Consider the following 26,480-nt stretch of genomic DNA (forward strand, 5'->3'; position numbering starts at 1 on the left):
CTCCGCCGACCTGGGCCGGCTCGGCCACCGCAGCCCGGGTTCTCCGGGGTGACCGCCATGGGCCGCCACATCCTGCACCTGCGCTTCGACGTTCCGGCCGGCCACGAGGCCGACCTTCCCGAGCGGCTGCGCCGCCTGCTGGAGGACATCACGCCGCGCGTGCAGATGATCGAACCTGACTCGGCCGTGCTCGACCTCACCGGTGCGCTCCCCTACTGGCGCCGCGACTCCCGCGGCCTGACCGAACTGGTCCAGCTGCGCGCGCTCGCCCACCTCGGCCTGAACAGTGCCGCGGGGTGCGCGGGCAACCGAACCCGACAGGTTCCTGAATTCCTGCAGTCCTGGGATAGCGAACCCGACCGTCCATGGCAGTTGAGAGGACGACTGACCGTCCGGTTGAGGAGTCCGTGGCAGGTACCACTTGCTCCCGGGGAAGGAGGGAGACGGTGAAAGCGCCGGTGTTCTTCCATGTCCGACTTCGGAAAGATGGCGGACTCGCCGAGCTCACCGAGGTGATCGAGCGGTTCACCCCCGTCGTTCAGCCCTTGGCCCCGTCGGCTGTAGTGGCTCAACTCTCTGGTTCTCTCCGCCTGTTCGGCGTCGGTCCAGTCGACTTGGCACAGCGGCTGCGCCTTCAGGCCGCCGCCTGGTACGGGCTGGAGACAGCCGTAGGTATCGGATCGTCCTGGACGGTCGCGGCTATGGCGTCCTCTCGTACGCAGTCCGGCGGCGTTCTCGAAGTGGCGCCGTCCGATACGGCGAGGTTCCTCGGTCCGTTGCCTGTCGGGGAGTTGTACGGGATTCGACGGACGCAGGCAGAAGATCTCCACCGCCTGGGCGTTGAAACGATCGGACACCTGGCTGATCTGCCCGGAGAGACCGTCGTGCGCATCCTGGGCCGGGCGGGCCGCGCTCTGCAGGAACGCGCTCGCGGGATCGACCGGCGGGTTGTTGTGCCGGGCCGGGCGGCGCAGACGCTCAGCGTTCGGGCCGACTTCGCGAGGGACATGCTGGAAGGGTGGGAAGTGCGCGCTGCGGCCCTGCGGCTGGCCACGGAGCTCGCGGCCGGCCTGCGGTCGCGCGGGCAGGCCGCGCGATCAATCACGGTTGTCGTGTCGATGGCGGACCGGCGGGATCTGTCCAAGACCCGGGCGCTGACGGCGGTCTCGGCGCATACTGACGATCTGCGCCTGGCCGTGTACGGCGTCCTGGACGGGTTCGGCCTGCAGCGCGCGCGACTGCGGCGGATCGGCCTCGTGGCCGACGCCGTTGACTCTGTGCAGGCTCATACGCAGCTGACGCTGGACCGCGCCCGCGAGGCCCGTCTGCGCGTCGAGCCGGTCGTGGACGCTCTGAACGCGCGTTTCGGGCCGGGTACGGTGGCGCCCGCCGCCGCTTTCACCGGACAGCCGTGATCTCGTGCTACCGCGCCTCTCCAGTCGCCCAGCCATCCGGTGTGGTGCAGTGCGAGTTCGGCCAGGCCGACGCTGCACTGGTCGCGCCGGTCCCAGTCCCGGGCGGTGCGCGTCTGCGCCATCAACTGCGCCGCCGGCAGCCAGATCCCCGACCGGGCCGCGGAGAGCACGGCCCGCAGAGCGGAGTCCGGTGCGTCCACCTCCACCGCACCGTCCGGCGGCAGCCCATCACCGGTCGCCGCGAAATGCCGCAGCATCCGAGGCAGCGCGAACACTTCGGGTAGCTTGCCCACAACCAGCCCCTCCCCCATCAGCCCCGCTCCGGCCACCCGCTGTCGATCGTCGACCAGACGCAAACCCTACCGACCAGGTGCGGGACGCACGACGGCGAGGGGACGGCGCCGACTGCGGACAAAGCCGGCTACAGCCCGTTTCAAGGTCACGCAGGCCGACGGCCTTGAGATCCCCGTCGCCACCTACCGCTTGTGACGGTTTGCCTTATTCGCACAAATGAGGCACCTCTCGCATCTGAATAACACGGGAGATGCCTCACTTGCTGCGAATGTACGACCTACTACAGGTGATCAGTATTCGTTCTCTATCCGATCACGCGCCAGGTCCCGGACTTCGCTCCAGGGATCCGACTGGAGTTTCTCGAGTACAGCCTTTGGGGTTCGCTTGTGACGTGCGACCGAAAGCCTGACGGGGTCGTGCTGGTCGATCGCCAGTCCAGTCAGAAGGTCAGGCGTCAACTTGCGCTTCATCGCCACCATTGATCTCACTCGAGGATCAGGATCGGCTGCGAGAAGCCGAAGGATCTCCAACGGGACGGTCTTGTTGTGTGCAACCCAGAATCGGGCTTCCGGATGCTTTTCTACAATTTCCGTCCAAACCTCCAGAGGGGCTGGCTCCGCACTCGCCCTTCCGTACTCATCAGGGTCGTCACTGAAGCGAAGCCTGAGAAATTCTTCGACTGACTCAATCATTTTCCTACACCGTTCAATTTATCCCAGGGGATGAATCGACCAGTCCCACCCTTCCACTTGTCTGGCATATATTTACCATACTTATCGGCGTCGGTAATCCATTCGAGACCCTTCTTGGTCTCTTGGTATACCTTGAATGCCGACCCCCCGTGCCCTGTGACGTCTGGAGTCCACCACGTACCGTCCGAAGCACTCTTGTAGAACGTGGTCTTGAATGGTCCGCCTTTCATGATCTTCGAAGCGCCACCTGCGGTGAGGGTCCACAGGCCACGCCCGGCGACTTCCGCGCCCTCGGCCGCCAGGCGTTTACCGCCGCCCCCGATCGGGAATGGCACCATGCTTCCGTACAGGCCGGAGTTGTAGGCCGTTGGGCAGGTGATCTGGGCGTCGCTGAGGTAGCTGAAGCTTCCGAACGTCAAGCCGTCGAGGAAGCCGAGGCTCGCCTGACCTGCAGCCTCGACCGCTCCTTTGGTCACGTTATCGGCAAGGTTCTTTGCCGACTGAACCGCGGGGGCCTTCGTTGCGGTTTCCCGGTCTTCCTTGTCGCAGTTGTTGTTCCAGCCCCAGTTGCCGGAGAACAGGTCCTTCATCTGTGTCGTGATGCTGCACAGGCCGCTGGGGTCGACGCGGCTGGTCGGCATGTTCTCGACGTAGGCGTAGGGCTGTGTGTAGGGGGTGTCCGAGTCGGGGGTGAGTGGGTCGGGGCGGGTGAAGCGGCCGGTGAAGGTGTCGTACTGGCGGGCTCGCAGGTCGAGGTGACTGGTCGTGGTGTCGAAGTAGGCGCCGGCGTAGGAGGGGGCGGATTCTGGGGCGCCGCCTGCCACGGTGCTGCGGACGCGGGTGCCGAAGGGGTCGTAGGCCCAGCGCTGGAAGACGCTGCCGGTGCTGCCGGTGACGTCGAGGGGTGAGCCCAGGGCGTCGTGGGTGTAGGTGTACACCTTGGCGGCGCCGGTCTCGGCGGCGGCGACCTGGCCGAGGGGGTCGTAGCGGTAGGACTGCTGGATCGCTCCGGCGGCGTCGTACTCGGTGGCCAGGGTCGGGAGGGGGGCGTTGGGGTCCCACTCGGTGCGTTTGGTGAGGGTGCCGGCTTGGCTGGTGGTGACGAGGTTGCCCTCGGCGTCGTGCTGGTAGGTGTAGGCGATGCCGCCGTCGTTGGCGGCGGAGATCTGGCCGGCGAGGTCGTAGGTGTAGGTGTTGGCTCCGGCCTTGGTCCGGTTGCCTTCACCGTCGTGGGCGTAGTCGGTGGTGGTGGCGCCGGTGGTGGAGGAGATGAGTTGGTCGGCGCCGTCGTAGGTGTAGCTGGTGTTGCGCGTGCCCAGGGTGGCGGTGAGGCGGTTGCCGGCCTTGTCGTAGCTGTAGGTGGTGGTGCGGGTGTCGGCGCAGCCGCTGACCGTCGGCTGGGGGAAGCAGCCGGCGGTGATGCGCCCGGCCTTGTCGTAGGTGAGGTCGTAGCCGCCTTGGGCTACTCCGGTGCGGGTGGTGTCGATGTGGGTGGGCTGTCCGGCGGCCGAGAGGGTGAGGGCGGTTTTGGTGATGACGGCGCCGGCCTTGGTGGAGGCGACGGATGTCAGTCGGCCGGCGGTGTCGTAGGCGCGGTCCTCGATGAGGGTGTTGGGGAGTGTGGTGCGTGTGAGGTTGTCTTCGGGGTCGTAGAGGTAGCTGGTGGTGGTGGAGTCGGCGGCCATGGTGGTGGTGCGGCCGTCGGCGTCGTAGGTGTTGGTGATGGTGTTGCCGTCGGCGTACTTGCGGGTGAGTATCTGGCCGGCGGCGTCATAGGTGTAGGAGAAGCCGCGGGTCTTGATGAGCTGTCCGGCGCTGTCGTAGACGAAGTCTTCTGAGAGGACGCCGTTGTTGCGCAGGGTGAGTTGTCCGGCCGTGTCGTACTGGTAGGTGACGTCCGGTGTGGAGTCGGAGTAGTCGACTTTGGTCAGCAGGCTTCGGGTGTCCCAGGTCTGGCTGGTTGTTCCGCGGGGGGTGGTCTTCTTGGTGAGGTTGCCGTCCGCGTCGTAGGCGTAGGAGGTCTTGCGGTTGAGGGGGTCGGTGACCGAAGTGAGCTGGTGGCCGGCGTCGTATCCGTAGTCGGTGACGTGCTCGTTGGGGTCGGTGCGGCGGGTGAGGTTGCCGGAGGTGTCGTAGGCGTAGGAGGTTTTTCCGTCGTCGGGTGCGGTCACCGAGGTGAGGCGGCTCAGAGCGTCGTAGGCGTAGGCGACGGTGCGCTGTGCCGGGTCGGTGACGGAGGTGACGTTGCCCCGTGCGTCGTAGGTTCTCTTCGCGACGTCGCCCAGGGGGTCGGTGAGGCTGTTGGGGTTGCCGGCTGCGTCGTAGCCGGTGGTCCAGGTGTATTTCGCCGCATCGGCGCCGGAGACGTTGCCGCGGGCGCTGACCGTCTTGACCTGACGGCCGTCGCTGTCGTAGGAGTACGTCGTCTTGAATCCGAGGGGTGTGGTGACCGAGGTGCGGTTGCCGGCGGCGTCGTAGCCGTAGAGCGTGGCCTTGCCCAGCGGGTCGGTCTCCGTCAGGAGCAGGTCGGCCGTCGTGTAGGTGTATTTGGTGACCTTGCTGAGCGGGTCGGTGACCTGGGCGACGTTGCCGTTGACGTCGTAGGCGGTGGTAGTGGTGCGGCCCAGTGGGTCAGTGACCTTGAGGGGCCGGTCGAAGGCGTCGTAGGTGGTGCTGGTCAAGGCCCCTGTCGGGTCGAGGGTCTTGGTGAGGTTGCCGTTGTCGTCGTAGTCGTAGGTGGTGGTGTATTTCGCCGCATCGGCACCGGCGGCGTTTCCGCGTGGCGTGGTCATCGATGCAAGGCGGCCGGCGCCGTCGTAGCCGTAGGTCGTCCGGCTACCGGCTTCGTCCACGGCAGCCGTCTGGTTTCCCCGGGAGTCGTACTCCGTGGTGGCGTATGTGCCGTCAGCGCCGGTGACTTTGGTCAGCTGGTTGGACTTGTTGTACTCGTAGGCGGTGACCTGCTCCAGCGCGTCGGTGACGGTCTTGACGTTGCCGTTGGCGTCGTAGCCGTAGATGCTGGTCCGGCCGGCCGCGTCTGTGGTCTTCTGCAGGCGCCCCTGGGCGTCATAGGCGTAGGCGGTGGTGTACGCGGCGGGGTCGGCCCCCTCAGTGTTTCCCCGAGAATCCGTCGTGGCTGTCAGTCGGTCGGCGGCGTCATACCGGTAGGTCGTCTTTCCCCCTGCCGGGGCCGTCACCGCTGCCACAAGCCCTGCACCGTTGTAGCTGTAGCGGGTGACACCGCCGCCGGGCGCGGTCTCCGTCTCGATCTGTCCGCCGGCTGTGTAGGTGTAGGCCGTGGTGCCGCCCGGACCCGCGATGGTCTTCACCCGGTCGCTGGTTCCGTCGTACTCGTAAGTTGTGCTGTATCCGCGGCCGTTCGTCACGGACTTGATGCGGTCAGAGGTGTCGAAGACGAATTTCTCCGTCACGCCGCCCTTTTCCTGCGAGGCGACGTTGCCACGGGCGTCGAACGTCCGTGTGACCTTGTTGGCGTTGGAGTCGTACTCCGTGATGGGGCCGAGGTTCTGGTCGTAGGCGCGGTCGGTGCCGCCGCCCTCCGGACGGTAACTGCGCATGAGGACCCCGGCCTCGTAGACATCCGTCCAGATGCCTCCCGCCGGGTCGGTCACATTCGACTCGCCACTGCCGGCCGGAGCGTCCGCGGTAGCTTTCCAGGTGAAGCTGAACGTCCCGCCGTTGGCATCGATCTGGCTGAGGATGCGCCCGGTGGTTTCGTTGTAGGTGTTCTGGGTGACGGCGTTGCCTCTGGGGTCAACGACGGTGGCCAGCCGTCCGCCAGTGTACGTGTAGCGGGTGACGCCGTCGTCGGTGCCTGTCACTCGCGCCAACTGGTCCGCCTCGTAGCCGTACGCCACCTTGCGGCCGTCCGGCAGCGTGACGGAGCTGAGCCGGCCGGTGGCCGCATCGACGTCAAGTGCGGTGTCCCGACCGGCCGCGTCCGTGATCTTCGTCAGCCTGTCGTCGGAATAGCTGAGCGCCAGTCCCTGCCCCGCGCCGTCGAGCCAACCGGTCAAGCGTCCCGAGGAGTCGAAGACGCGGCGCGTGTGATCGGGATGGGTCACGGTGAAGCCGCTGCTCGTCTGGGTTAGCACATAGCGCGCGGGCTTGGGCGCAGTGAACGTCCCGTCGCTCTGCTTGGCGAACGCCACTTTGGCGCCGTCCGGTTCCACCAGCGTCACGCTGCTGGCCGCCACGGTCAGCCCGGCCTCGTACGGCAGTTTCCAGCCCTTGCCCAGCAGCCCGCCGGTGTCGGTCGCGGCTGACGAGTAGGACCGGGAAAGGGTCAGCGGAAGGCCTTTTCCGGGAACGACAGCGTCGGTGACGGTTTCCTTGACTGCTCCTGTGGCCGTGTTCACCGGGTCGGCGATGAGCGTCTGATACCAGCAGGTGCACTGGCCCGACAGCCCCTCACTGATGCCGGGCGTGTAGACGGCCGGGGCGGCGGGAGAAGTGACCGCCGTGGTCCACTTGGTCGGCAGCCAGTACTCGCGGTAGGTCGGCTTCGTCTGGTTGGGAACCTGGTAGAAGTGGTTGGTCATCTCCGTCGCGTAGGAGAGCTTCGCGTAGTAGGCCGTACCCGCCTTGCCTACGAGCAGCCCGTCGCGGAGTGACCAGACGCAGGTCTTCGGCGCGCTGCCCACCACCCAGCTCATGCACAGACTGCTCGTTTCGGCGCTGGCGGCGGTGTCCCGGCTCGTCAGCCGGGTGGCAACCAACTGGTTGTCCGATGCCCGGTACAGCTGCATACGCAGCATGGCCGGCGGAATGCTGGAGGCCTCCGTCCAGCCCGCCTCCACGTACCAGGTCGTCCGCCCCGGCCGGTAGTTCGGGTAGACCTGAGGACTGACCGGAGGATTGGCCTTCAGCGCCGTCGCGACACCGTCGGGATCCAGCTGGGACTCGTCGTTAACGATGTACGTGGAGCCCCAGAGCGCTCCCTCGAAGTCCGGATCGGCCGCAGCCGCGGCCGGAGCCGCCTCCTTGGAGAGTTGAGGCTCTCCGTGAGCGGTCAGATCCGACACACGTCTCTGGTCCGCGGCACTGCTGAGCGCCTTCTGTACCGGTTTGCTGTGCCCCAGGGCGGGTCGTGCCGCGTCCAGCTGCTCATCCCGTGCGAGCTGCGCTTCGCGTTGCTTGGGGGTCATCGCCTTCACAGGCGTGAAGGGCTTCGCCGCACTCTGAGCCAGAGTTGCGGTGGCCGCGGCCTCCGGCGGCTTGAGCCTGATCGGCATAGCGATTGCGTGCGTTGTCTCCGTGCATATCAGCGCCACCGGTAACGCTAGAACAGCAATAAAGCGTGCTATCCGTGTGGTCAGCACAGCAAGTCCCTCCCCCAGCCTGCGGTCCCACAGGCCCCGTGATCAAGCAGTCACACGATCTTGCCAGGACCATGCCAATCTGCACCTGGTCACACACATTGCGTACACGTGAGGAAACTCACAGCGACGACTCGGGGTGTCTTTCGCGCCATCCGCGCTTGGAGCAGGGAGGCGCCGCCGTCCGTGTGGACCGGTTCGCTCCCGCTCACGCGGAGAGGACACGTACGGATCACCCCGCGCGGACCGTACGGTCGGTTCACCACCGTGGGCGCGGAGATGGCCACCGGTGCCTGCGCAGTTCACGGAACTACCTGTACGGGGTGTGAGGCTGTCAGCCAAATATCAGCCGTGCAACAGGCCCAGAGCGCCCTGGACAAGAGCGAGAAAACCGAGAAGCTACAGAAACTGCTGCATGGAGAAGATCCTCGCCCCGCGGACCCGAGTTCATCGCCCGTGTGGCGAGCCATGCCCGACCTGTGGGTATGGAACGTCCACGCTGTGCGGGCCATGCTGCGGCAAGACTGATTCCGACGGCTGGCCACACGGAGGGGCGTCGGTCTCCGTCTACACGTCCCGGCTCGGCGGGACGTTCCGGCCAGCACGGGGGCCGCAGCTCGGCATCACAACATCCCTCGGGAACGGGTCGCTGAGGACGCTGGAAGCCGGGCCCATCGGACATTGCCCGACGGCACTGAAGTGGGCTGGCAGGCGAAGTTCTGGCTCAGCAGCAATCAAGTGGATTCTGCCAAGGGCCAGCTGGACACGCCAGTTACTGCAGCTCTGAAACAGCACCCCAAGCTGGCGCGGCACATCATCGCCCGACTGCTGGACCCCACCGGGCCGACAAGTGGCAGGGGCAAGTCACTGTACGAGAAGGTTTTGGGCGAGAAGGGATGGCGCGAGGGCTGGGAACAGATGGCTGCCGAGCGAGGCATGCGGGTCGCTTTCAAGTCGAGTGGGCAACGAACCTCATAAGTCGCTTCAGAGCGGTTGACACTAGGGGGTGCGGACTCGCTATTGGTTTGATGCGGAAATCCTTACCGACCAGTGGTGGCAACACCGGTTGGAAGAGGCCGTGGCGACCTCTCGCTCCCGCTATGTGCCGGAGCTGAGCGTTGCGTCGAGTGCCAGGTTCGTAAGCCTTACCCAAGTGTTCGAAGCGGGTACAAGACCTCAGCCCGACCACCGCGTGGAAATGGGGCGGTCGGGCTGAGGTCCACTCGTAGTGGTCGGCTGCAACAGAGGCCGATTCTTAAGATTTCTCAGAGCCTCCAAATTCTTGCACGAAATCCTCCATAAGCTGAACCATATCCCCCTCCGACCAGTAGGGAGCACCGGCCCATGGGCGATAGAGCGATATACCTTCCGCAAGAAATTCGAACATATCGGAATCCGGGAGATTTTCTACAACGACCTTTTCCATGGACGCAATGAAGCCCATGGATCGATCGTCACCAGAAATGAATTTCCGGGCCATCGCTAGAATTTCCTCGCCTGGGTTCACGGAATGTCAAATCCCTTCGGGATCATGGCGGTGACTATGTGATTTGGATTACTCCCGGAGAGGACCACGAAAGGCTTGCCCGGCAGTTGAGTCGCCCTGACCTGGATTGTGTCGCGGACCGCATCATATTTCACCTTGTTGCCGTTTTCCAGAATGTAGTCGAGAGCATTCAGCGTCGTCGGGGGACGTCCAGGCCCGCTTCCTGCCACTCGTTCGGCGGCATGAGCACTCAAGGTCCTGCCGTTCGGCGTCATCAGGCTCGGAATGTGAAAATTATTGTCCTGCCGGAAAGCCCAGCCCTTGCTGTAGGGAACTGGCAGAGTCGCCGCCGCATCGACGGCGTCGTCGGCTCCTCCCTTGAGAGCCGCAGCTCCGAGCACTCCGCTGCCGACCACCGCGCTTCCACCGGACGCCCCACCGGTCGCCATCTCTGCGATCTCTGCGGCGCATACCGGGGCTGTGGCCAGACATCCTTCCCCGAGGGCCACGGCGACCGGAGCTAGGACCACGGCCACCGCAACGACCGTGACGACGCCCAGCACAACTTTCTGCCAAGTTGCGAGTTTTCCTGCGTCTGGCAGGTCGTTGGCGTTGGGATCGTAGTGCGGATTCGTGCCCATCGCCCAGCAGGCGTTGCAGTAGCCGTCGTCCTTCTTGGGCTTCGGGTCGGGTCCCTTCTTGAACACGACCTGCGCGGATTTGTGGCCCGCGTCTGTGCGGACGGTGACGGTCATCGTGCCGCTGCCGGTGCCGCCGCCGGTCTTCTGGTACTGGAAGGTCTGGGTGTAGGTCTGGGTGGAGTGGTAAACCCATGTGCCGTTGGGGCCCATGGTCATGTGGTCGCGGTAGGTGCCGCCCTTGCCGTCGCTGCAGCCGCGCTCGCAGTCCGTGATCGGGCGCAGGCCGGTGGGGTCGGATTTGGTGACGGGGGTGTTGTTGGCGTAGGCGTAGCCGTTGAGGGACTCGTGGTCGTCGGGGGCGAGGACAGGGTCGACGGAGAGGAAGCGTCCGGTGGCCGGGTCGTATTCGCGAGCGCCGATGTGGGTGAGTCCGGTGTCGGCGTCGGCTGGTTTGCCGAGGAAGCCCTTGTCGTCGGGCCAGGCCGATGGGGCCGTGCCGCGCGTCTCACCGAAGGGCTTGGTGTAGCGGCGGGTGACGGCCTGGGTGGTGGCGTCCACGGTCATCGAGGCGGTGCCGTGGTGGTCGTCGATCATCCAGGACAGGCCGGCCTCGGTGCGGACCGCGGTGGCGTCGCCAGCGGGGTAGTAGCGCTGGGCGGTGAACTTCTTGGCGGCGGTGTCGTAGTGGAGTTCCTGGCCGGCCAGGTAGAGGACGGTCTTGACGGGGCCGCGGCGGATCAGGAGTTCGCCGTGGGCGTCGTAGAGGTAATCGGTGGTCTTGGTGCCTTCGGTGAGGCGGGTGAGTTCTCCTTCGATGTTCCAGGTGAGGCTTTGCGCGGTGCCGGTGGGGCTGTAGCGCTTGGTGGTGTTGCCCTGCTCGTCGTAGGTGTAGTTCTTGGCGGTGCCGCCGTCGACGGTGACGGAGGTCAGGGTGTGGGGCTGGCCGGCGCTGGAGGCGTTGAGGGCGGGGTAGCCGTAGCCCGTTTCGGTGTTACCGGTGGCGTTGTGTTCGGTCTGGGTGTCGCGCAGGCCGCCGGGCTTATAGGTCCAGCTGGTCCAGTACGGGGCCGGTCCGCCAAGGGTGGTCGCCGAGCTTGCTGTGGCGCAGTCGTTGGAGGACGGGGTCCAGGCTTGGGTCAGGCGGCGGTAGCCGTCGTAGGTGAAGCACTGGGTGTCTTTGCCGTTGGCGTTGTCGGTGATCGACTTGACGTTGCCGGTGGCGTCGTAGATGTAATCGGCGTCGCTGGTATAGCCGGTGTTGGTCTGGTCGACGGTGTGGGAGTTGGTCAGGCGGCGGGTGCCGTCCTCGTAGCGGTTGAGGATCTGGAGCTGCTTGGCGCCGGTGGAGGTGCCCAGGCGGGTCTCTTCGATCTCGCCGTACGGGGAGTAGCCGATGTTCTGGACGTAGTCGGTCATGCCGTCGGTGCTGGTGACCATCCCGAGGCTGTTGTATCCGTAGGCCACGGACTCGGCGGGCAAGCCAGCGAGGGCGGGCATCGATGTGGACTGGACGGTGCCGTCGATGTTGTAGGCGGTGGAGGTGGTGAAGGTCTGCGGGGCACCACCGTTGGCGACCAGATCGTCGGTGACGGCGATGACGGTCTTCGTGCCCTTGGGGCGGCCGAGGCTGTCGTAGCCGGTGACGACCTGGGAGTAGATCTTGCCCGTAGTGCCGCCGACATAGCGGATAGCGGCGGTGGGCTGTCCCTTGGCCAGGGAGTCGTAGGTGAACTTGGTCAGCTGGTGGGCGTTGTCCTTCACCCCGTCCCAGGTGCCCGTGGTGCGGCCGAGATCGTCGTAGTCGGTGATCACGGTGCGGGAGACGCCGTCGAGCATGGTGGTGACGGTCAGCGGCTGGTCGGCGTCGTTGTAGGTGGTGTCGACCCTGCCCTTGTCGGGATCGGTTGAGGTGGTCTTGCGGCCGCGCAGGTCGTAGTCGTACGTCCACACGGCGCCGTCCGGGCCGGTCATCTTCTTGAGCTGGCCGCCGGGGCTGTAGTCGTACAGGGTGCGGGTGTAGTCGCTGCCGGTCGGGACCGGACCGCCGTATTCGCGACGCTCGGTCACCCGCCCGCGAGCGTCGACGATCGTCAGGATGCCGGTGCCGCCTTCCGCGGCGGTGACGGCGGTGCGGTCGGCCTGTTCATCGGTCTTGGTACGCCACTTCTCCTGGTCGTAGACCCGGAAGATCGATTCGGTGGCGCGGCCGGCGGCGTCGAAGACCGTCTCGGTGGAGGCAGGAACGGAGCCGGGGAAGGTGTTGGCCAGAGTGCCCGAGGGGGCATTCTCGTCGTGTACCTGGCTGTTGGAGATGTAGGCCAGGCCGCGGTCGTCGTAGAGGGTTTCGGAGATGACCCGGCCGCCGTTCGGCGCGGGAGTCTGCTTCTGGCGGGAGCGGAGCAGGCCGTCGAGGATCTCGTAGGCGCTGTTGTAGGTCTTGCCGTCCGCCTTGAGGGCGTCGGTGCGGACCCAGGTCTCCTTATCGTTGTTGATGCTGTACGCGTAGACGATGCTGGCGGCATCGCTGCGGGAGCGGCCCGGCTTCCAGAGCGACTTCAGGCGGCCGAGCGCGTCGAAGGACCACTCGGTGATATTGCCGTTGGCGTCGGTCGTCTTGGTGGCCGTTCCCCAGGCTGGGTCGACCATGGAGGTGGAGGCGTAGAGCTTGGGATCGATCGTGGTCTTGGACGTCAGCGGACCGTAGCCGGTGTCGTCGGGGACGTAGGTGGTCTTGATCGTCTGGTTGAGGGCGTTGGTCGCGGTGAGCGGGCGGCCCAGCTTGTCGTAGGTGGAGCTGGAGACCTGCTGGTAGACGGGCTTCTTGTCCGCGTCGTAGCTCGCGACCCGGTACGAGGCGCTGATTTCGCCCTTGGTGGGCGCCGCGCCGACAGCCTGTCCGTCGTAGGCGGTGGTGATGTCGGAGATGACGTCGCCGGGGATCACCGGGGTCGTTGCGCAGGCAACGGCGTAGGTCTCGGTGCGCGAGACCGCGTTCACCAGCCAGGCCGAGGTGTTGCGGGCGTAGCTGGTCCGTACGCACGTCTCGTCGCCGGGCTTGGCGGCGTCGCCGCTGTCCTCCACGGTGAGCGGCATGCCGTAGGTGGGGTCGTACGTGGTCTTCTGGGTGCCGGTGCGGGTGCCGGTGGAGGTTTTCGTGCGGGTGGCGGTCTCGCCGGCCTGGACGATCCAGGAGTCGGTGGTGCCCCAGCTGTAGGTGTGGCTGCCGGTCTTGTGGGACCAGGGGGTGTTGATGGTGCCGCTGAGTTCCTCGGCGACGTTGTAGACGATGGTTTCGCGGACGAAGCCGGCGTACTGGCGGGAGTCGTCGATGGCGGTGCCGGTGGAGTCGGTGACCCTCTCGACGCGGGCGGTGCCGTCGAGTTCCTTCTCACCGTTGAGGCCGCGCATGTAGAGGGTGGACTTCTTGCTGCGGGGTCCCTCGGAGTCGCCGGAGGTCTCCACGACCTTGCCGTAGCCGCGCCACTGTGACCAGGTGCGGTTGGACGGCTTGGTCAGGCCCTCGTCGTCGGCGTAGGCCCAGCCGGCGCCGCCCTGGTAGTCGTAGTACTTCTCGCCGGTGTCGCCGTGGCCGTAGGGGTCGTCCTGGAAGACGGAGGTGACCACGTACTTGTGGAACCAGTCGGTAACCGGGGTCGTCCCGGACTGGGACCACTTGACCGGGTAGCAGCGGCGGGTGTTCCTGTCGATGTCCGCCGGCATGCTGGTGCCCCAGATGCAGTCGGGGTCGGAGTAGTTGGCGGTGAGGGTGGAACCGGTCTCGGACTTGATGGTGCGTACCCGCCACTTGATGTAGCGCAGGGTGTCCGGGCCGCTGCCCTCGACGTGATTGGACAGCTGGATGCCGCCGAAGGTGACCGCCGGCATGGCCGCGGTGGTGGTGTTGGCCTTGCCGGTGTTCTGGATGGACTTCAGCCACAGGCTCGCCGAGGAGGCGTCGCCGGTGTCGGGGAAGCTCTGATCCAGGTGCCAGGTGTCCACGTCTCTGCGGGTGGTGGCGGTGCCGGTCCACACCGAGGTGGTGACGTCGGTGAGGCGTTTGCGGGTGAAGAAGGCCGGTCCGATCTGGGTGGTGCACTTGGTGCTCGCCGCGCAGATCATGTCGAAGGGCACGTCAGGCCAGTTGGCCTTGGTGTCCTTGGTCAAGCTGGTGCAGCCGCCCGAGACGACGCAGCGCTCGGCGTAGGAGAAGTTCACCTGCTGGGCTGCGGGCTTGGAGTAGATCAGGTCGCTGCGCAGGCCGTAGTCGATGCGGTTGAGGTAGCCCCCGCGGGTGTAGCCGGTGCCGTTGACAGTGGTGTCGGCATTCTTGGAGTAGTTGTTGCTCTCCTTGGTGTACCAGTAGGTGGAGGCGTTGTTGTGGGGGTCGACGACGTAGTCGAGGTTCCAGCGCCAGGCCTGCTCGCAGGAGGAGTTAGCGAAGCCGGTGGACTTGTAGCAGGGTTCGCCTGCGTCATCGCCGAAGACGGGGACGGTCCATACGGAGTTGGTGACCGGGTCGTCGTCGGTGGTGGCGGTGGTGCCCTTGTCGCTCCATTCGGGCATCCGCTCCTTGCCGAAGAAGTACTGGATGCCGGAGGCGTCGGTGACCTTCCAGTACTCGGTGTTGTCGTCGCCGTTGCCGGTGGCTCCGGTCAGGTGCTCAACCCGGGTGCCGTCCTCGTTCTTCACCTTCCAGCTGCCCCCTGATGCCTGCGAGAGGGCGGCATTGTCACAGGCCGTCTTGTCGGTGCAGGCGTTGACCAGTTCGACCGCTTTGCCGTTGAGGACCAGGGTGGCGTTGGCGTACTTCCAGCACAGGTCGCCCTTGCCGGACTGGCCGTCATCTTTGCAGGAGTTGTACTTGCGCTCGATGTAGGACTCGGTGATCGAGAAGCCCTCGCCGACCACCGAGGTCTGGTTGTTCTCCCCGGCCGTACGACCGTCCACCGAAGCCGAGTTGTAGGAGATGGCCAGATTCGGCGAAGGGCCGGCCGTTGCCGGGGGAACCCGCAGCGGGTAGTTCCAGGCGAAGTCACCCGTGCTGCCGCCGGCCTCCCAGGTAGCGGTCGGGGACAGTGAGGTGGCGCCGTAGTCGCCTCCGCCGCCCGAACTGTCGGCCGCCGCCGCCAGCAGCATGGGGGCACCGGAGGAGAGAGTACGGGCGGAGACTGTGCCGGTCAGGGTCTGGGCTTGCGCGTCGTTGCCCGCGCCCTCCACCGGAGTCTGGGTGCGGCAGGACTTCTTCTCCGGGGTGGTCAGCGCACAGGCCGGGAGCGCCACCAGGCTCAGACGGGGGCCGAAGTTGCCGCCGTATACGTCGTTGAAGGAGGAGTAGTCCAGGGACACCCGGAGCTTGTCGGTGTCGCCCTTGCCCGACGCGGGGGCCGCTGGAGCGACGGTGAGCAGAACGCCGTTGACGCCCGCCTTCCGCGCGGCCGACTGGGACTGAACACCGATCGTCAGCCGCTCAGCCGGGCCGGAGGCCGCCGCCATCTTCTTCCCGGCCTTGGCCGTCGGGGCTGCTGGCACCTGGGCCAGCTTGACGTCGAGACCACCGACGGTGACGGATGTCCCACCGGCCGCCGGGACATCGGCTGCAGCCTTCCCGGCCTTCGGCCAGGCGGCGCGCTCCAGCCGCTCGCGGGTCTGGGTGACGGCGGGGGCGGCCTTGTCCTTGGGCGCCTTGGAGGTGCCGGGCTTGAGCACGCCGACCTTGTCGATCTTCGCGTCAGGCCGGTCCTCCAGGTCGCGGTGCGCCGGAGACTGCGCCTGTGCGGCAAAGTCGTAACCCGAGGGAATGACCACCTGCGGAAGCAGGGAGAGGGAGAGGACGAGTCCGCCACGGCCCAGCCAGCGACGTATGACCGCCCCTGGCAGACGTCTGCGGAAGAGTGCTGAAGACACGGTGAGTTCCCGGTTTGTCGAAGGGAAACGGGGCGGAAGCGGAGCGCCTCTCGCCCACGAAGAGACAGGCCAGGGCGGGACAGGGGCCATGCCCCTGTCCCGCCCTCGCTGCTACCGCTGCTCGGCGTTGTACCGGTTGGCGATGGTGTCGGTGGAGGTGGCTCCGGCCCAGACGCGGACGCTGTCGATCAGTCCGGGGAAGTAGCGCGCGGCGGCGCCGTTGATCTTCGCCCGGCCGATCTCGAAGGCTCCCGTGCCCTGCCAGGGGGCGGAGTACGGCACGCCGTCCTCGTCACCCATCAGGGCGTTGTCGACGTAGAGCTTGAGTACGCCGAGCTTGGAAGTGTCGCTGTCGGGGTCGGCTGCTGTCTGGGCGTCGTAGACGACCGTCAGCATGACCGGGACACCGAGCTGGGCCGTGGCGAGGTCGGCGGTCTCGCTCTCGGTCCAGACCGCTCCGGTGCCGTCCTTGTCGGGACGGCCGAACGTCCACCGCCCCTGGGTGCTGCCGGCCGGCTGTTCATACCAGACGCCCCAGGAGGACTGGCTCGTCCCCGACTGGCCGAACACCTGTACTGCGTACGACTTGCTGGTGTCGGCGAGCTTGGCGGGATCCAGGGTCACCCAGCCGGTCGCGGTGAACGAACCGGAGTCATCGACAAGCGGACCGGGTGCGGTGGCGTAGGCGCTGGTGCCGCTCAGGCTCATCGTCTGCCGGGTGGTGACCTCTTCACCGTTGTCCGGGTCGCCGGTGCTGATCTGGGCGAGCGCGGCACCGTTGAGGGCGAGGTTCCGGCCGAAGCCGCTGGTGTCCTTGACCGTCGTGCCGGTCGCGTTCGCCGTGTCCGCGGCATCCCACTTCGCCACAAGCGCTGGCACAGGATCGCCGGCAGTGCCGTCGCTGACGACCTCATCCTCCAGCCAGGCCGCATGAGCGACCTCGGTGTCCGCGAGGGCGCGGGACCAGACCTGCACCTCGTCGATGGTTCCGGCGAAGCTCTCCTTGCCCGCCGCCGAGGCCCACAGCCGGCCGACCTGCAATCCGCCGGACGCCTTCCACGGGGTGACGGTGAAAGACACCGGATCTGCCTGAGGCACGCCGTTGACGTAGAGCTGGATCGTTTGCGCCGCCGCATCGTAAACACCGGCAAGGTGGGTCCATGCCTTCACGACCGGTGGTCTGGTGCCGATCGAGCGGGTGATCGCCGGACTGGCGACGTCCGTCTGGTGCCGGTTGAAGACCCAGGCGTTGTACGCGGTGGAGTAGTACAGCTGGAACCCGGAGGCGTTCGTGCCCGCCTGGGACAGGACGGTGTAGTTGGCGTCCTTCTTCTCCAAACGCGCCCATGCCGAGACAGTGAAGGACTTGGTGGTGTCCAGCACCGCGCCGGAGGTGGCGAGATAGGCGCTGGTGCCGTTGAACTTCGCCGCGCCGGATCCGCTGCGGGCCAGCGTGTCCCAGGTGGCTCCAGAGGACGTCAGCGGATGCTGAGTCGCAGTGGTGGAGTCGGTGAGACCGTTGTCCAAATGCCAGATCCCCGAGGGCAGCTCGGCGCCCTTCACCAGGAAGCTGTAGTAGCCGGTGTAGGAGCTGTGTGCGGCGGCGTCGTAACCCCAGACCTGAATGGTGTTCTCACCGGCCTGGTTCGGCGTGATCGTCTGCGTTGTCGCCGCACCCTTCGCGACGTTGATCGGAGGAGAGAGCGCGCCGCTGTTCAGCTTCCACCGGTAGCTGATGACGTCCGACTGGATGCCGGCCTTGGTGGAGTCGGCATCCCCAGGGGTGAAGGTGAACCTGCCCGCTGTGCCCACACCGCCGTCCGCGGGGTCTGTCTCGGCCGGTTTGTAGAGGCCGTCCGCGCTGGACACGACGGGAGACGGCGGCATGTCGGTGTCCACCCGGAAATAGCACCAGGACGACCAGGCCGAGTCCAGGACACCCGTCGCGCCCCGGTCCGTCTTGTAGTACGCCTGCGTCTTGACGCGCATCCGGTAATCCGTCTGCGGCGGCAGCGCACTGGAGGTCGCGTCGCGGGTGGCATTGTCCGCCACCCAGGCACCGTCCGGAGAGACCGCCGACCAGGCACGGCTGGAGCCATCCGCCTTCCACACCTCGAACGCGCCACGCAGCTGAGCCTGGCTCCCGTCCGCCGACTGCACCGCGGCCAGCATCTTCGGCGTCGTGTCACTGGTCGCGAACGGCACCGCGGAGGTATTACAAGCCCGCCCGGTGGTGCCCTGCTGGACACCGTAGGAGGTCGGCTTGCCCGGGTAGGAGACGTAGGTGACCGACAGCTTGGCGTCGTTGCGGAACCGCGCCCAGGCCCCGGCGTCGGACTCATCGTGCGCGGTCAGCGAGAAGGTGATCTGCGACTGCTTGTTCGTGGCGTAGGACGCGAGAGTCGTCGTCAGGTTCTCGTTGGTCTCCTCGTCCACGTTGTCGCTGAACCGCACCCAGTTCGCGGGCTGCGAGGGGCTGCACAGGGAGCCCCGTCCGTAGGCCACATTCCGGTCGCCCATCAGGTCCACCGCTGTGGGGCGGGACGACCAGGTGGTGCTGGAGGAGATGCCCTTGTCGACGCGGCTCAGGTCGTACCAGTGCGGATCGCAGGTGAACGTCCACTCCTGGTACACCTCCATCGTCGCGTCCAGGACCTTCTTCCCGTGGATCGAGGAGAGCGGGTACTCGAAGTACATGCGCTGCGTGTACGGGCTGTTCGAGCAGAGATAGCCGGCATAGTTGGAGCAGCGCCCCACTCCCTTGTCCCCGCTGAACTTCCAGTACTTGGTGCCATTGGAGGCCAGAGCCGTCCAGTCACCCAGGGAAATGCCCTTCGTGGGTGGGTCGATGTAGAGCGGGAAGACGGTGTCCTCGCCGTGCAGCAGAGCGGGATCGGGCGTGATCTCCAGAGTGCTCCCGCTCACCTTGAGAGGGACCTCGGCCGCGGCGTCACCGCTGCCTGGGCCCTCCGTCGGAGCGGGCTCGCCTCCGGCCGCCGGCAACGGGACATCCGATGTGGCTTCCGGCGCGCCGTCGACCGCCGTCACGGGGGCGGTGCGGGCGAGTTGTGCGGTCACGCCTGCGGTGTCGCCGGCGGAATCCCACATCCGTCCCGCCGGGCTCTCGAAGACAGGAGTGCCGTCGCCGTTGCGCGCGATGAAACCGCCGTCGGCCGTCGGGGCGATGTCCAGGCCGATGCCGGACACGGTCATCCTGATCGTCGCGAGCGCTGGGTTCTTCGACGCCTCCGCGGTCTTGACCACCAGCACCGAGGTATAGCCGGTGCTGAGCGCGGTGAGCTGGAGGTCGACGTCCGGAAGGACTCCGGTGTAGGTGGCGGTGTCGCCGTCGAGCCGGGGTGCGGAGAGGGCACCCGGCCAGTCAAGCTTCAGCTCGTGGCCGTCGTCCGCGAGCGTGACCAGACCACTGCCGCTGCCGCCGCCCGAGAAGGTGACGTCCGCCGTCGTGTTCTTTGCCCGCACCGAACCATCACCATCGCGCACCAGCGTGGTATCGATGGCGGCCCAGCGACCGTCTTCCTGCTGGGCGCGGACCGGAGCCGCGTTCATCTCCTGCGTGAACGTGCCGTCCGGGTTCGCGAAAACCTGGGACGACTCAGTGACGGCCGCATCCACAACCACCCGCTCACCGGTCTCAGCCGCGAGAGCACTCGCCTCCGATTCCGGAGTACTGGCCCCCGCTACCGAGACCGCCGCCTCATCCGCGGCCGCCGGAGTCACCCCGACCGCCGGAACCACAATCCCCAACAGCGTGACCGCTATCGCCCAACGCCGCACCCCCTGGCGCCAACTGTGCAACCGTCTTCGCGTAAACACGCCCCCACCCGCCCCTTAAATCTTCCTTACAGATAGCTGTGAGGATCATGTGCTGATTGATCATGAAGGTCAATAGTGGGGCGCATCACATTGACCTCACCTCCCCTTACATGCAGGGTCCAACGGTTGAGGTGGGCACCAACGACACAGCAGCTATGAATCGAGGGTGTCAAGACCACGATCCGCCACGCTTCCAATTCTTCTTCCGCTCCATTCCTTCGCCGATTTCCTGCACCCCAAGCTCCTGCAAGCAGCGGCGAAGCGCGGCAAGTTGCGGCCTTCACGTCCACCCATGATGTCGAACGCTGCCGGACCCTACGGAATGCCGGAGCGGCGTGCATCAAACGCGACGGCATAGAAGGTAAGTTGCCCAGCCGTGCACCCGCTCCGTGCCGCTTCGGAACCGCGGGTCAAAGTCACGCGCTACAGATTTGTGCGGAGGTGCCCGGCATGGACATCCGCACGCCGGACGTGTCGTACCGGCGGGCGCGCAGGCCGAGATAGCGCCCCCAGCGCCGGTCAGGAGCGGGTCTCGCACACCTGCACCAGCACAGCGTGTGCAAATCATGGCTTGAATGAAGCGAGTACGATCCGGCTCCAGCAGTACACAACACACCTGTAGAGGAAGCTGTCATGTCCGACATCGAGACACCGGCCACGGAACTCAAAGCTCAGTACGCCGCACAGGTTGCTGCAGATCTCGAACGCAACACCAAGGAGCAGGAACGTATCAGCACCGAAGTAGCCGTACTTCAGAAGCAGTTGGCATCCCTGCAAAGCAACCAGGTAATGCTGGCAAACCTCCAGCAGACACTGGGCGCGGAAAGCCCGGCAGCAACCAGCGCGGAACCCGCAGGAAGCGCCGCAGCTACCGCCCCGGTACCGCGGCAGGCTTTGGTAAGGAAGACCAAGTCGAGGAACGCCGCTGCCCTCAAGCCGGCGGAAACGGCCGCCAGGAACGGCACGAAGGCACCCACCGCGGCAGCCGTAACGAAGCAGCCGACCCTCGTGGAACTCATCCGCCGCCATCTCGGTCTGCAGTCCGAGCCTCGCTCCGCCGCGGAGATCACCACCGGACTCACCCAGGCCCATCCCGACCGTGACATCAAGTCCAAGGTCGTGCGCGTCACGGTGGAAGGACTCGTCGCCAAGGGATCGGTGCAACGCGCCAAGCAGGGCAACTCCGTCTTCTACACGACGTCCAAGACCCCTGCAGCCGACACCCCGGCAAAGCAGAAGGATCCGACCACCGCCTGACGGCGGAGCATCATCCGCCGTGGATCAGGCGCCGTTCACCAAGCATGCCCTGAGCGAGGGCGTGGTCGATGTGGGCGCTGGTGCGGCGGGGAGGGAGTCGGGTCGGGCGAACGACTGGGGAACTCAACAGACACCTGGTGGATGGCAGTGCGGCCGGTGCCCGATGGTTCACCTCCCCCAACCGGGTGACCCACCGTCCGCCGTGGGGCGCGGAGGCCTAGGCGCTGTTTCTCGGATCATGTGCGGAGCCAGATGAGGAGGGCTGCGAGGGTGACGGTGCCGAGGTAGATGTAGGCGCGTTTCTCGTAGCGGGTAGCGACTGAGCGGAAGCCCTTCAGGCGGTTGATGGCTCGTTCGACTGTGTTGCGTTTCTTGTAGCGCTCGCTGTCGAAGCCGGTGGGCCGGCCACCTCGGGAACCTCGATTGTGTCGATGTTTTCGCTGGTCGAGTCGTTCCGGGATGGTGTGCTGGATTCCGCGTCGTCGCAGATAACGGCGGTTGCTGCGGGAGGTGTAGGCCTTGTCCGCCAGGACATGGTCGGGCCGCGTGCGAGGCCGTCCGACTCCGCTGCGGGGCACGGCGATCTGCTCCAGGACGCGTTCGAACTGGGGGCCGTCACCGTAGTGCCCGGGCGTCAGGACGAAGGCAATGGGCCGGCATCGTCCAGCGGCGACGAGGTGGACCTTGGTGGTGAACCCGCCGCGGGAACGTCCCAGGCACTCGCCGAGCTGACCACCTCCTCCAATCGGATGGCCAACTTCCGCAGAACGGGATCGACCTGGTTCGTCCCTGGACCGGCCCCCTTTTGAGCGACCGCGGCCGGGGGGTCTTCCTCGCGCCGGCGGCATGTTGATGGGCCCTGACCACTGTCGAGTCGACCGAAACATCCCAGTCGATCTGGCCGACAGCGTCCTCGGCCGCTTGGACACGCGACAGGAGCATCTTCCACGTTCCATCCGCTGACCAGCGGCGATGTCGTTTATAGACCGTTTTCCACGGCCCGAACCGCTCCGGCAGGTCCCGCCACTGCACCCCTGTCCGCACCCGATACAGCACCCCGTTGATGACCCGCCGGTGATCACTCCACCGCCCCCCACGCGCACCACCACGAGGCAAGAACGACTCCAGCCGATCCCACTCCGCATTCGTCAGATCCCCACGACCCATACCGCCAGCCTGACCCCAACACCCCACCCACGTCAGGAGGTCCGAGAAACAGCGCCTAGGTCTGCGATGGACGCCAGCGGTGGCAACGACGTCGCTGGCGCAAGCTCCGTGAAGTGCCGGACCCCGACTCGAGCCGCCCAGGCGAGGGTGTGCCGGAGTTCAGCGTCAGACCGCCACCGCCGCCCTGCGCAGTGCCGGTGTTCAGCGCCGGGCTGCCACGGCTGCCGCGGTCGCGGCCAGGATGCGGTGCAGGACGGGGACCGGGATCGCCGGATTGGTGACCGCTGTGCATGCCGTGTCGCGGTCGTGCAGCAGCCCGGCAAGGACGCGGGCCGGCAGCCGCGGATTGCGCATCGCGATGCCGCGGACGTAGTCCGCCGGGTCGTTCAGCAGCCGCACCGCGTCGGCCGCTGACAGCCGGGGATCCTCGGCCGCGCGGCGGCGCACCTCGGCTTCCGGGTCGCGGGCGAGACGTGCGACGTCGGCCGGTGTGGACTGCGGATCGTCCAGGGCCAGGCGGCGCATCCGCCCGTCGGGGTCGCCGGCGTAGCGCAGCAGTCCCGTACGGGGGAAGTTGGGGTGGCTGCGGGGGCGGCCGGGGTGACTGAAGCTGCCGTCCCACCAGCGCCAGACCTCCAGCAGCATCTCGGCCGGGGCGTCATCGCACGATTCGGCGAGGAACAGGCGGACCGTGCGGTCCTCGTCCCGGGCCAGACGCTCCACGACGTCCGGTGGAAGATGCCGGGCACGGGCCACGCTTCGGCGGATGAGCGGATGGGACGATACGGCGAGGCGGCGCATCGCGTCGGCGTCATCGTGCAGGTCCTTGACCCAGGGCAGAGTGTGCGACATCAGCGTCGGGTCGAAGTCGTGGCGCACCGCGGCACGCTGTTCTTCGTTGAGGTCGGGCCGCAGTACCACCGCCGAGCGGATGTCGTCGTTTGGGTCCTGGGCCAGGACGGTGACGCTGTGGGCACTGAGCTGCGGGTTGGCGGCCAGCGCTCGGCGTACCTCCGTGTCATCGTCCCGGACCAGTTCCGCCTCCAGTTCGGGCGAGAGACGGCACTGTTCGAGTGCGCGCCGGGGCGCGGGCAGCGCGGCAAAGACCGTGCGGGGCATGGGGACGGCGGTGTGGTGGGCGAGCAGCGCCGCCGTGCGCACCGCGTCGTCGGTGTCGGCCAGCAGTCGCGCCAGCAGCGGCGCGGCGAGGTCTTCCCACCGCGCGCAGGCAGTCGCCCGCACTCGGGGATCGGCGTCGGCCGCGAGGCTGGGGAGGTGGTGTGCGGGGATCCCCGGGAGTTCGGCGGCCTGAGTACGGGATGGGCCTGCGAGGAGGTCGTCGTAAAGGTCCTCGGGGAGTTCGACGCCCCAGGCGCGGGCATGCTTGGCCCAGAGCACGCGCCGGCTCGGCGACGGTTCGGCGCGGACCAGGCGTATCCACTGATCGGATGTGAGCTTGGGCCGGAAGGTGTCCGCGGGCCTGGACCGTACTTGCGGATCGGGATGCGCCAGGGCGGCGTCGAGTACGGCGGGCCGGTCGCAGTTGTGTAGGAAGCCCGCCTCCACGTCCAGCAGTCGGATCAGGAGTTCGTCCGTCGCGGCCGGATTGGACCCGATGCCCTCGGCCCAGTGGAGAGGCCACGCACGGGGGCCGGGCACCGCCACCCACACCTCGGCGCGTTCGGCCTCCGTCTCGCGCCCGGCGGCCGCAGCGGCTTCCTCCAGCCGCTCCGGCAGCCGGTCGAGGGCCGTCACCCGAGGCCCGTACGCGCCGGGCACCTCCGTCAGCAGCACCTGCCCGTCGAGGGAGAGCGCCACGAACCCGGGGTCGCCGGTCAGCTCCGGTACACCGCTCCCGGTGTACCGGACCCGGGTCCACCGGGAGTCGTTGCCGCCGATCCGGTGTCCGAGAACGGCCACCAGGAACTCGCCGTCAACATCGCAAAGACGGCGCCACCACGCGGGGTCGAGCGCTTCCCGGGCGGCGCCGTCCGGTGCCGCGATCCCCCGCGCGATCCGCCAGCCGGCTTCCGGCGGGAACAGGCTGCCCGGGAGCACGTCCTCGACGACCGTGAGTCCGGCGCGTGCGAGTAGTTCGTGGAGTTTCTGTTCGTGCGGCACCCGGTCATGATCCCCATCGGCTCACGGTGGGACAAGGCCCTCAGCCCAGGCGTACCGCCCTCACAGTCGATGTCGCTCTCCGCCCGCAACGGCTTCGACGCACCCCACGAGGAGGCGGAGTCCACCTACGAGCAGGCGGACTCCGGCCTGGCAGGCTGGGTTCCAGTTCCAGTGCGACGACGAACGGCTATGGAGGGCTGATCGGCCCGCATCCTGGTCAGGAAACGCAGGTGCTGAGTCGTGGGCCGTGCAGGCAGGATGCCCGCATGTCTACCGAGGTCAGCGGAATGATCGAATGTCGGCCCAGTGCCCGCTCCTGGGGTCCCGATGACGAGGACTCGGGGTGGCACGCCACCATCGACCTCTTCCTGCTCAACAACGGCAACGCCTACGACGCCCTCGCCTGCCTTTTCGGCATCCGTAACTCCTTCGGCTTCCGAGCCCTGGCGCAAGACCGCGGTTTTCCCGGCGATGCGTCCAAGACGCTACGAGCCGAGTACGACCTCTACAACGCCACCGGCGATGCCCACGGGACAACATGGATCACCTGGGCCGAGCTCGCCTCCGCCGACTGGCAGGAAACAGACAGCTCCGGCAAGCGAAGCCGGGAGTCGGTCGCCGGAGACCACACCCACTGGGGACCGGTGTGGAGCGTGATGCGGACACTCGGCGAACTCCACGGAGCCGACCATGTACGGCTTGTTGCCTGGTTCCACTGAACTGGACTCCGCGCAGAGTCGCCGCATATCCGATAGGACGCAGTCGTGACCGAACGCGACATCATGCTCAACGAACTCGCGCAGGGACTGCACCGATGTCGCAGGGCATCGAATGGTTCGACGCACTCGGCCCAAAGGAACAGTCCGAAGTGCCGCCCCGATTCCTTCGAGATCTTTCATGGGTCACATGATGAGGGTCCCGCGGGATCATCGACGTGAGGCCCTCGGCATGCCGGTCAGTAGTTCCCGGAGTCGCAGCTCGACGAGCCGCAATCGTAACTCGGCGACCCGGATTCGTACGACAAGCGGGTGACGACGAGGACGAACCCGGGTCGTACGCGGCCGGGCTCGTGTTGGGGGTCGGGCCAGACGAGGACGCCGGCGCGGCCGGGGGCGTTCGACGAGGAGAGGGCTGCATCTGCGCCCCGCGGCGCCTGGAGAGGCAGTGCCTACCGCTCGCCTCCGCTCAGCCATTGGCGCATTGTTTTGCGCCGGGAGTCGACGAACCGCGCCCATGCAGTTCGCAGCCAGGCGCGCGGGTGGCGGAGTTTCTTCGACCACCATTCGGCCGCACCAAAAATAGCCGGGGGGACTAACAGTTCGTTTCACAATGAGGTCCGTGAGGGACGAGATACCGAGACACTCAGCCTCGTCCGTAAGATCACTCCATGCCTGCTGACGAACGCGTAACCCGGTCCACGTTCTCCGGTCGTATCCAGCCGATATCAGCTCCTCAGCTGATGCCGGAGCTGCCTCAGCGGATCTGGTCAGATGATGACTGGAAGTGGATCCAGCTCGGCTACGCATCGCGGGACATGGATGAAAAGTGGGACGTCTTCACGGAGGGTGAGGTCGTCTTCCTGCACCGAAGCTGGACCGGTAACGGAACCTTCGCAGCGACCTTCGTACCCGTTGTCGGCTGTGGATGGCGGATCGACAGTGCTGTCGTCGAACGTGACTCCGAACGCTATCGAGGAACGGACGATGCCTACGACTGCGTCACCCTTGAGTTGGTGATCAGCGCCATCGTGCTTGGCGAGCCGGCGACAGACCTCCGTACGAAGTTGGTCGAGTTGACGCGTCGGGGGTCGGGTTCCGATGCTCCAGCCAGCGTGATTCAGCACAGCGCCTTGGGGCTGCGCTCCGACTCCTAGCCGATCACTCCGGGAAGACGCCGGATGCAGATCAGGCTGCATGCCAGTTCGAGTAGGCCCTGGTGGAGATCGGCGCGTCGTTCGTAGCGGGTGCGGAGCCGCTTGAACTGGTGGAGCCAGGCGAAGGTGCGCTCGACCACCCAGCGCACCTTGCCCAGTCCGGAGCCGTGGGCTACGCCGCGTCGAGCGATCATCGGCTTGATGCCGCGCTTCCACAGCAGGCGGCGGTACTTGTCGAAGTCGTAGCCCCTGTCGGCGTACAGGCGCCTCGGTTTGCGGCGCGGATGTCCTCTGACATGCGATCTTGACCGATTGACAAGTGATCGTGACCGTTCAGCCGATGGTTGCTGCGGCCAGCCTCGTTCGAGTGGGTGTGGGGCGGTGAGGTCGTGTCGGCTCATAGCTGGTGACCGACGGGTGGTGGGCTAGCTGTGGTGCCCGGGCGGCTGGCCCG

Annotated in this window: 13 protein-coding genes and 2 pseudogenes; 7 read left to right on the plus strand and 8 right to left on the minus strand. The window is 66.6% G+C overall.

Annotation, left to right across the window (positions count from 1 at the left end):
- Both ACIBLC_RS40080 and ACIBLC_RS40085 read left to right on the plus strand, forming a co-directional pair.
- A pseudogene (locus ACIBLC_RS40080) lies at positions 1-450 on the plus strand (hypothetical protein); the annotation flags it as partial.
- Positions 447-1,415 carry a hypothetical protein gene (locus ACIBLC_RS40085; RefSeq protein WP_399216433.1) on the plus strand — a complete coding sequence of 323 codons (969 nt, stop codon included), beginning with the start codon at positions 447-449 and terminating at the stop codon, positions 1,413-1,415. The pseudogene ACIBLC_RS40080 and the gene ACIBLC_RS40085, both read left to right, overlap by 4 nt.
- A gap of 584 nt (positions 1,416-1,999) precedes the next feature.
- Here the strand turns inward: ACIBLC_RS40085 and ACIBLC_RS40090 are convergent.
- Entirely contained in the window at positions 2,000-2,401 is a 402-nt protein-coding gene (locus ACIBLC_RS40090; RefSeq protein ID WP_399216434.1) for a hypothetical protein, read from the minus strand.
- Positions 2,398-7,656, minus strand: coding sequence for a DUF6531 domain-containing protein (locus tag ACIBLC_RS40095; protein WP_399216435.1), 5,259 nt, complete (start codon positions 7,654-7,656; stop codon positions 2,398-2,400). Before ACIBLC_RS40095 ends, ACIBLC_RS40090 begins: the two co-directional genes overlap by 4 nt.
- 765 nt (positions 7,657-8,421) lie before the next feature.
- On the opposite strand from ACIBLC_RS40095, the gene ACIBLC_RS40100 reads away from it, so the two are divergent.
- A complete protein-coding gene (locus tag ACIBLC_RS40100; RefSeq protein ID WP_399216436.1) occupies positions 8,422-8,718 on the plus strand; it encodes a hypothetical protein in 297 nt (98 codons plus the stop codon).
- 277 nt (positions 8,719-8,995) lie between these two features.
- Here ACIBLC_RS40100 and ACIBLC_RS40105 read toward each other — a convergent pair whose 3' ends face one another.
- The 3 genes from ACIBLC_RS40105 to ACIBLC_RS40115 form a co-directional block, all read right to left on the minus strand.
- Positions 8,996-9,247: a hypothetical protein gene (locus ACIBLC_RS40105; protein WP_399216437.1), complete on the minus strand. Its 252-nt coding sequence runs from the start codon at positions 9,245-9,247 to the stop codon at positions 8,996-8,998.
- Positions 9,244-15,771, minus strand: coding sequence for an RHS repeat-associated core domain-containing protein (locus tag ACIBLC_RS40110; protein WP_399216438.1), 6,528 nt, complete (start codon positions 15,769-15,771; stop codon positions 9,244-9,246). The genes ACIBLC_RS40105 and ACIBLC_RS40110 overlap by 4 nt, the downstream gene beginning before the upstream one ends.
- Before the next feature lie 111 nt (positions 15,772-15,882).
- Positions 15,883-19,341: a LamG-like jellyroll fold domain-containing protein gene (locus ACIBLC_RS40115; protein ID WP_399216439.1), complete on the minus strand. Its 3,459-nt coding sequence runs from the start codon at positions 19,339-19,341 to the stop codon at positions 15,883-15,885.
- 900 nt (positions 19,342-20,241) lie between these two features.
- Between ACIBLC_RS40115 and ACIBLC_RS40120 the strand changes: the two genes are divergently transcribed.
- On the plus strand, positions 20,242-20,865 hold the full coding sequence (locus ACIBLC_RS40120) for a hypothetical protein (protein ID WP_399216440.1): 624 nt from the start codon (positions 20,242-20,244) through the stop codon (positions 20,863-20,865).
- Positions 20,866-21,101: 236 nt separating this feature from the next.
- Here ACIBLC_RS40120 and ACIBLC_RS40125 read toward each other — a convergent pair.
- Positions 21,102-22,032 (minus strand): IS5 family transposase gene (locus ACIBLC_RS40125; RefSeq protein ID WP_399216441.1). Its coding sequence is split into 2 segments (ribosomal slippage): positions 21,102-21,590 and positions 21,592-22,032, totalling 930 coding nucleotides; the frame shifts between segments, so codons are not numbered across the junction.
- A 201-nt stretch (positions 22,033-22,233) separates the two neighbouring features.
- Positions 22,234-24,153, minus strand: coding sequence for a hypothetical protein (locus tag ACIBLC_RS40130; protein ID WP_399216442.1), 1,920 nt, complete (start codon positions 24,151-24,153; stop codon positions 22,234-22,236).
- Here ACIBLC_RS40130 and ACIBLC_RS40135 point away from each other — a divergent pair.
- From ACIBLC_RS40135 to ACIBLC_RS40145, 3 genes are all read left to right on the plus strand, one after another.
- Complete coding sequence (locus ACIBLC_RS40135) at positions 24,145-24,354, plus strand: hypothetical protein (protein ID WP_399216443.1); 210 nt, start codon at positions 24,145-24,147, stop codon at positions 24,352-24,354. The two genes, ACIBLC_RS40130 and ACIBLC_RS40135, sit on opposite strands and share 9 nt — an antisense overlap.
- A gap of 65 nt (positions 24,355-24,419) precedes the next feature.
- The gene (locus tag ACIBLC_RS40140) at positions 24,420-24,872 is read left to right on the plus strand and encodes a hypothetical protein (protein WP_399216444.1); all 453 of its coding nucleotides are present in this window, start codon (positions 24,420-24,422) and stop codon (positions 24,870-24,872) included.
- A gap of 740 nt (positions 24,873-25,612) precedes the next feature.
- Entirely contained in the window at positions 25,613-26,026 is a 414-nt protein-coding gene (locus tag ACIBLC_RS40145; protein ID WP_399216460.1) for a hypothetical protein, read from the plus strand.
- Here the strand turns inward: ACIBLC_RS40145 and ACIBLC_RS40150 are convergent.
- Positions 26,023-26,322, minus strand: a pseudogene (locus ACIBLC_RS40150) (transposase); the annotation flags it as partial. The gene ACIBLC_RS40145 and the pseudogene ACIBLC_RS40150 overlap by 4 nt on opposite strands.
- Between the last annotated feature and the right edge of the window lie 158 nt (positions 26,323-26,480).

This window comes from Streptomyces sp. NPDC050535, from assembly GCF_044457665.1.
Lineage (GTDB): Bacteria > Actinomycetota > Actinomycetes > Streptomycetales > Streptomycetaceae > Streptomyces.

Bases quoted from the DNA above. Each gene is read 5' to 3' on its own strand.
- ACIBLC_RS40090 (WP_399216434.1), bottom strand. From the start codon at position 2,401: ATGATTGAGTCAGTCGAAGAATTTCTCAGGCTTCGCTTCAGTGACGAC.
- ACIBLC_RS40095 (WP_399216435.1), bottom strand. From the start codon at position 7,656: ATGCCGATCAGGCTCAAGCCGCCGGAGGCCGCGGCCACCGCAACTCTG.
- ACIBLC_RS40115 (WP_399216439.1), bottom strand. From the start codon at position 19,341: ATGAACGCGGCTCCGGTCCGCGCCCAGCAGGAAGACGGTCGCTGGGCC.
- ACIBLC_RS40120 (WP_399216440.1), top strand. From the start codon at position 20,242: ATGTCCGACATCGAGACACCGGCCACGGAACTCAAAGCTCAGTACGCC.
- ACIBLC_RS40140 (WP_399216444.1), top strand. From the start codon at position 24,420: ATGTCTACCGAGGTCAGCGGAATGATCGAATGTCGGCCCAGTGCCCGC.
- ACIBLC_RS40145 (WP_399216460.1), top strand. From the start codon at position 25,613: ATGCCGGAGCTGCCTCAGCGGATCTGGTCAGATGATGACTGGAAGTGG.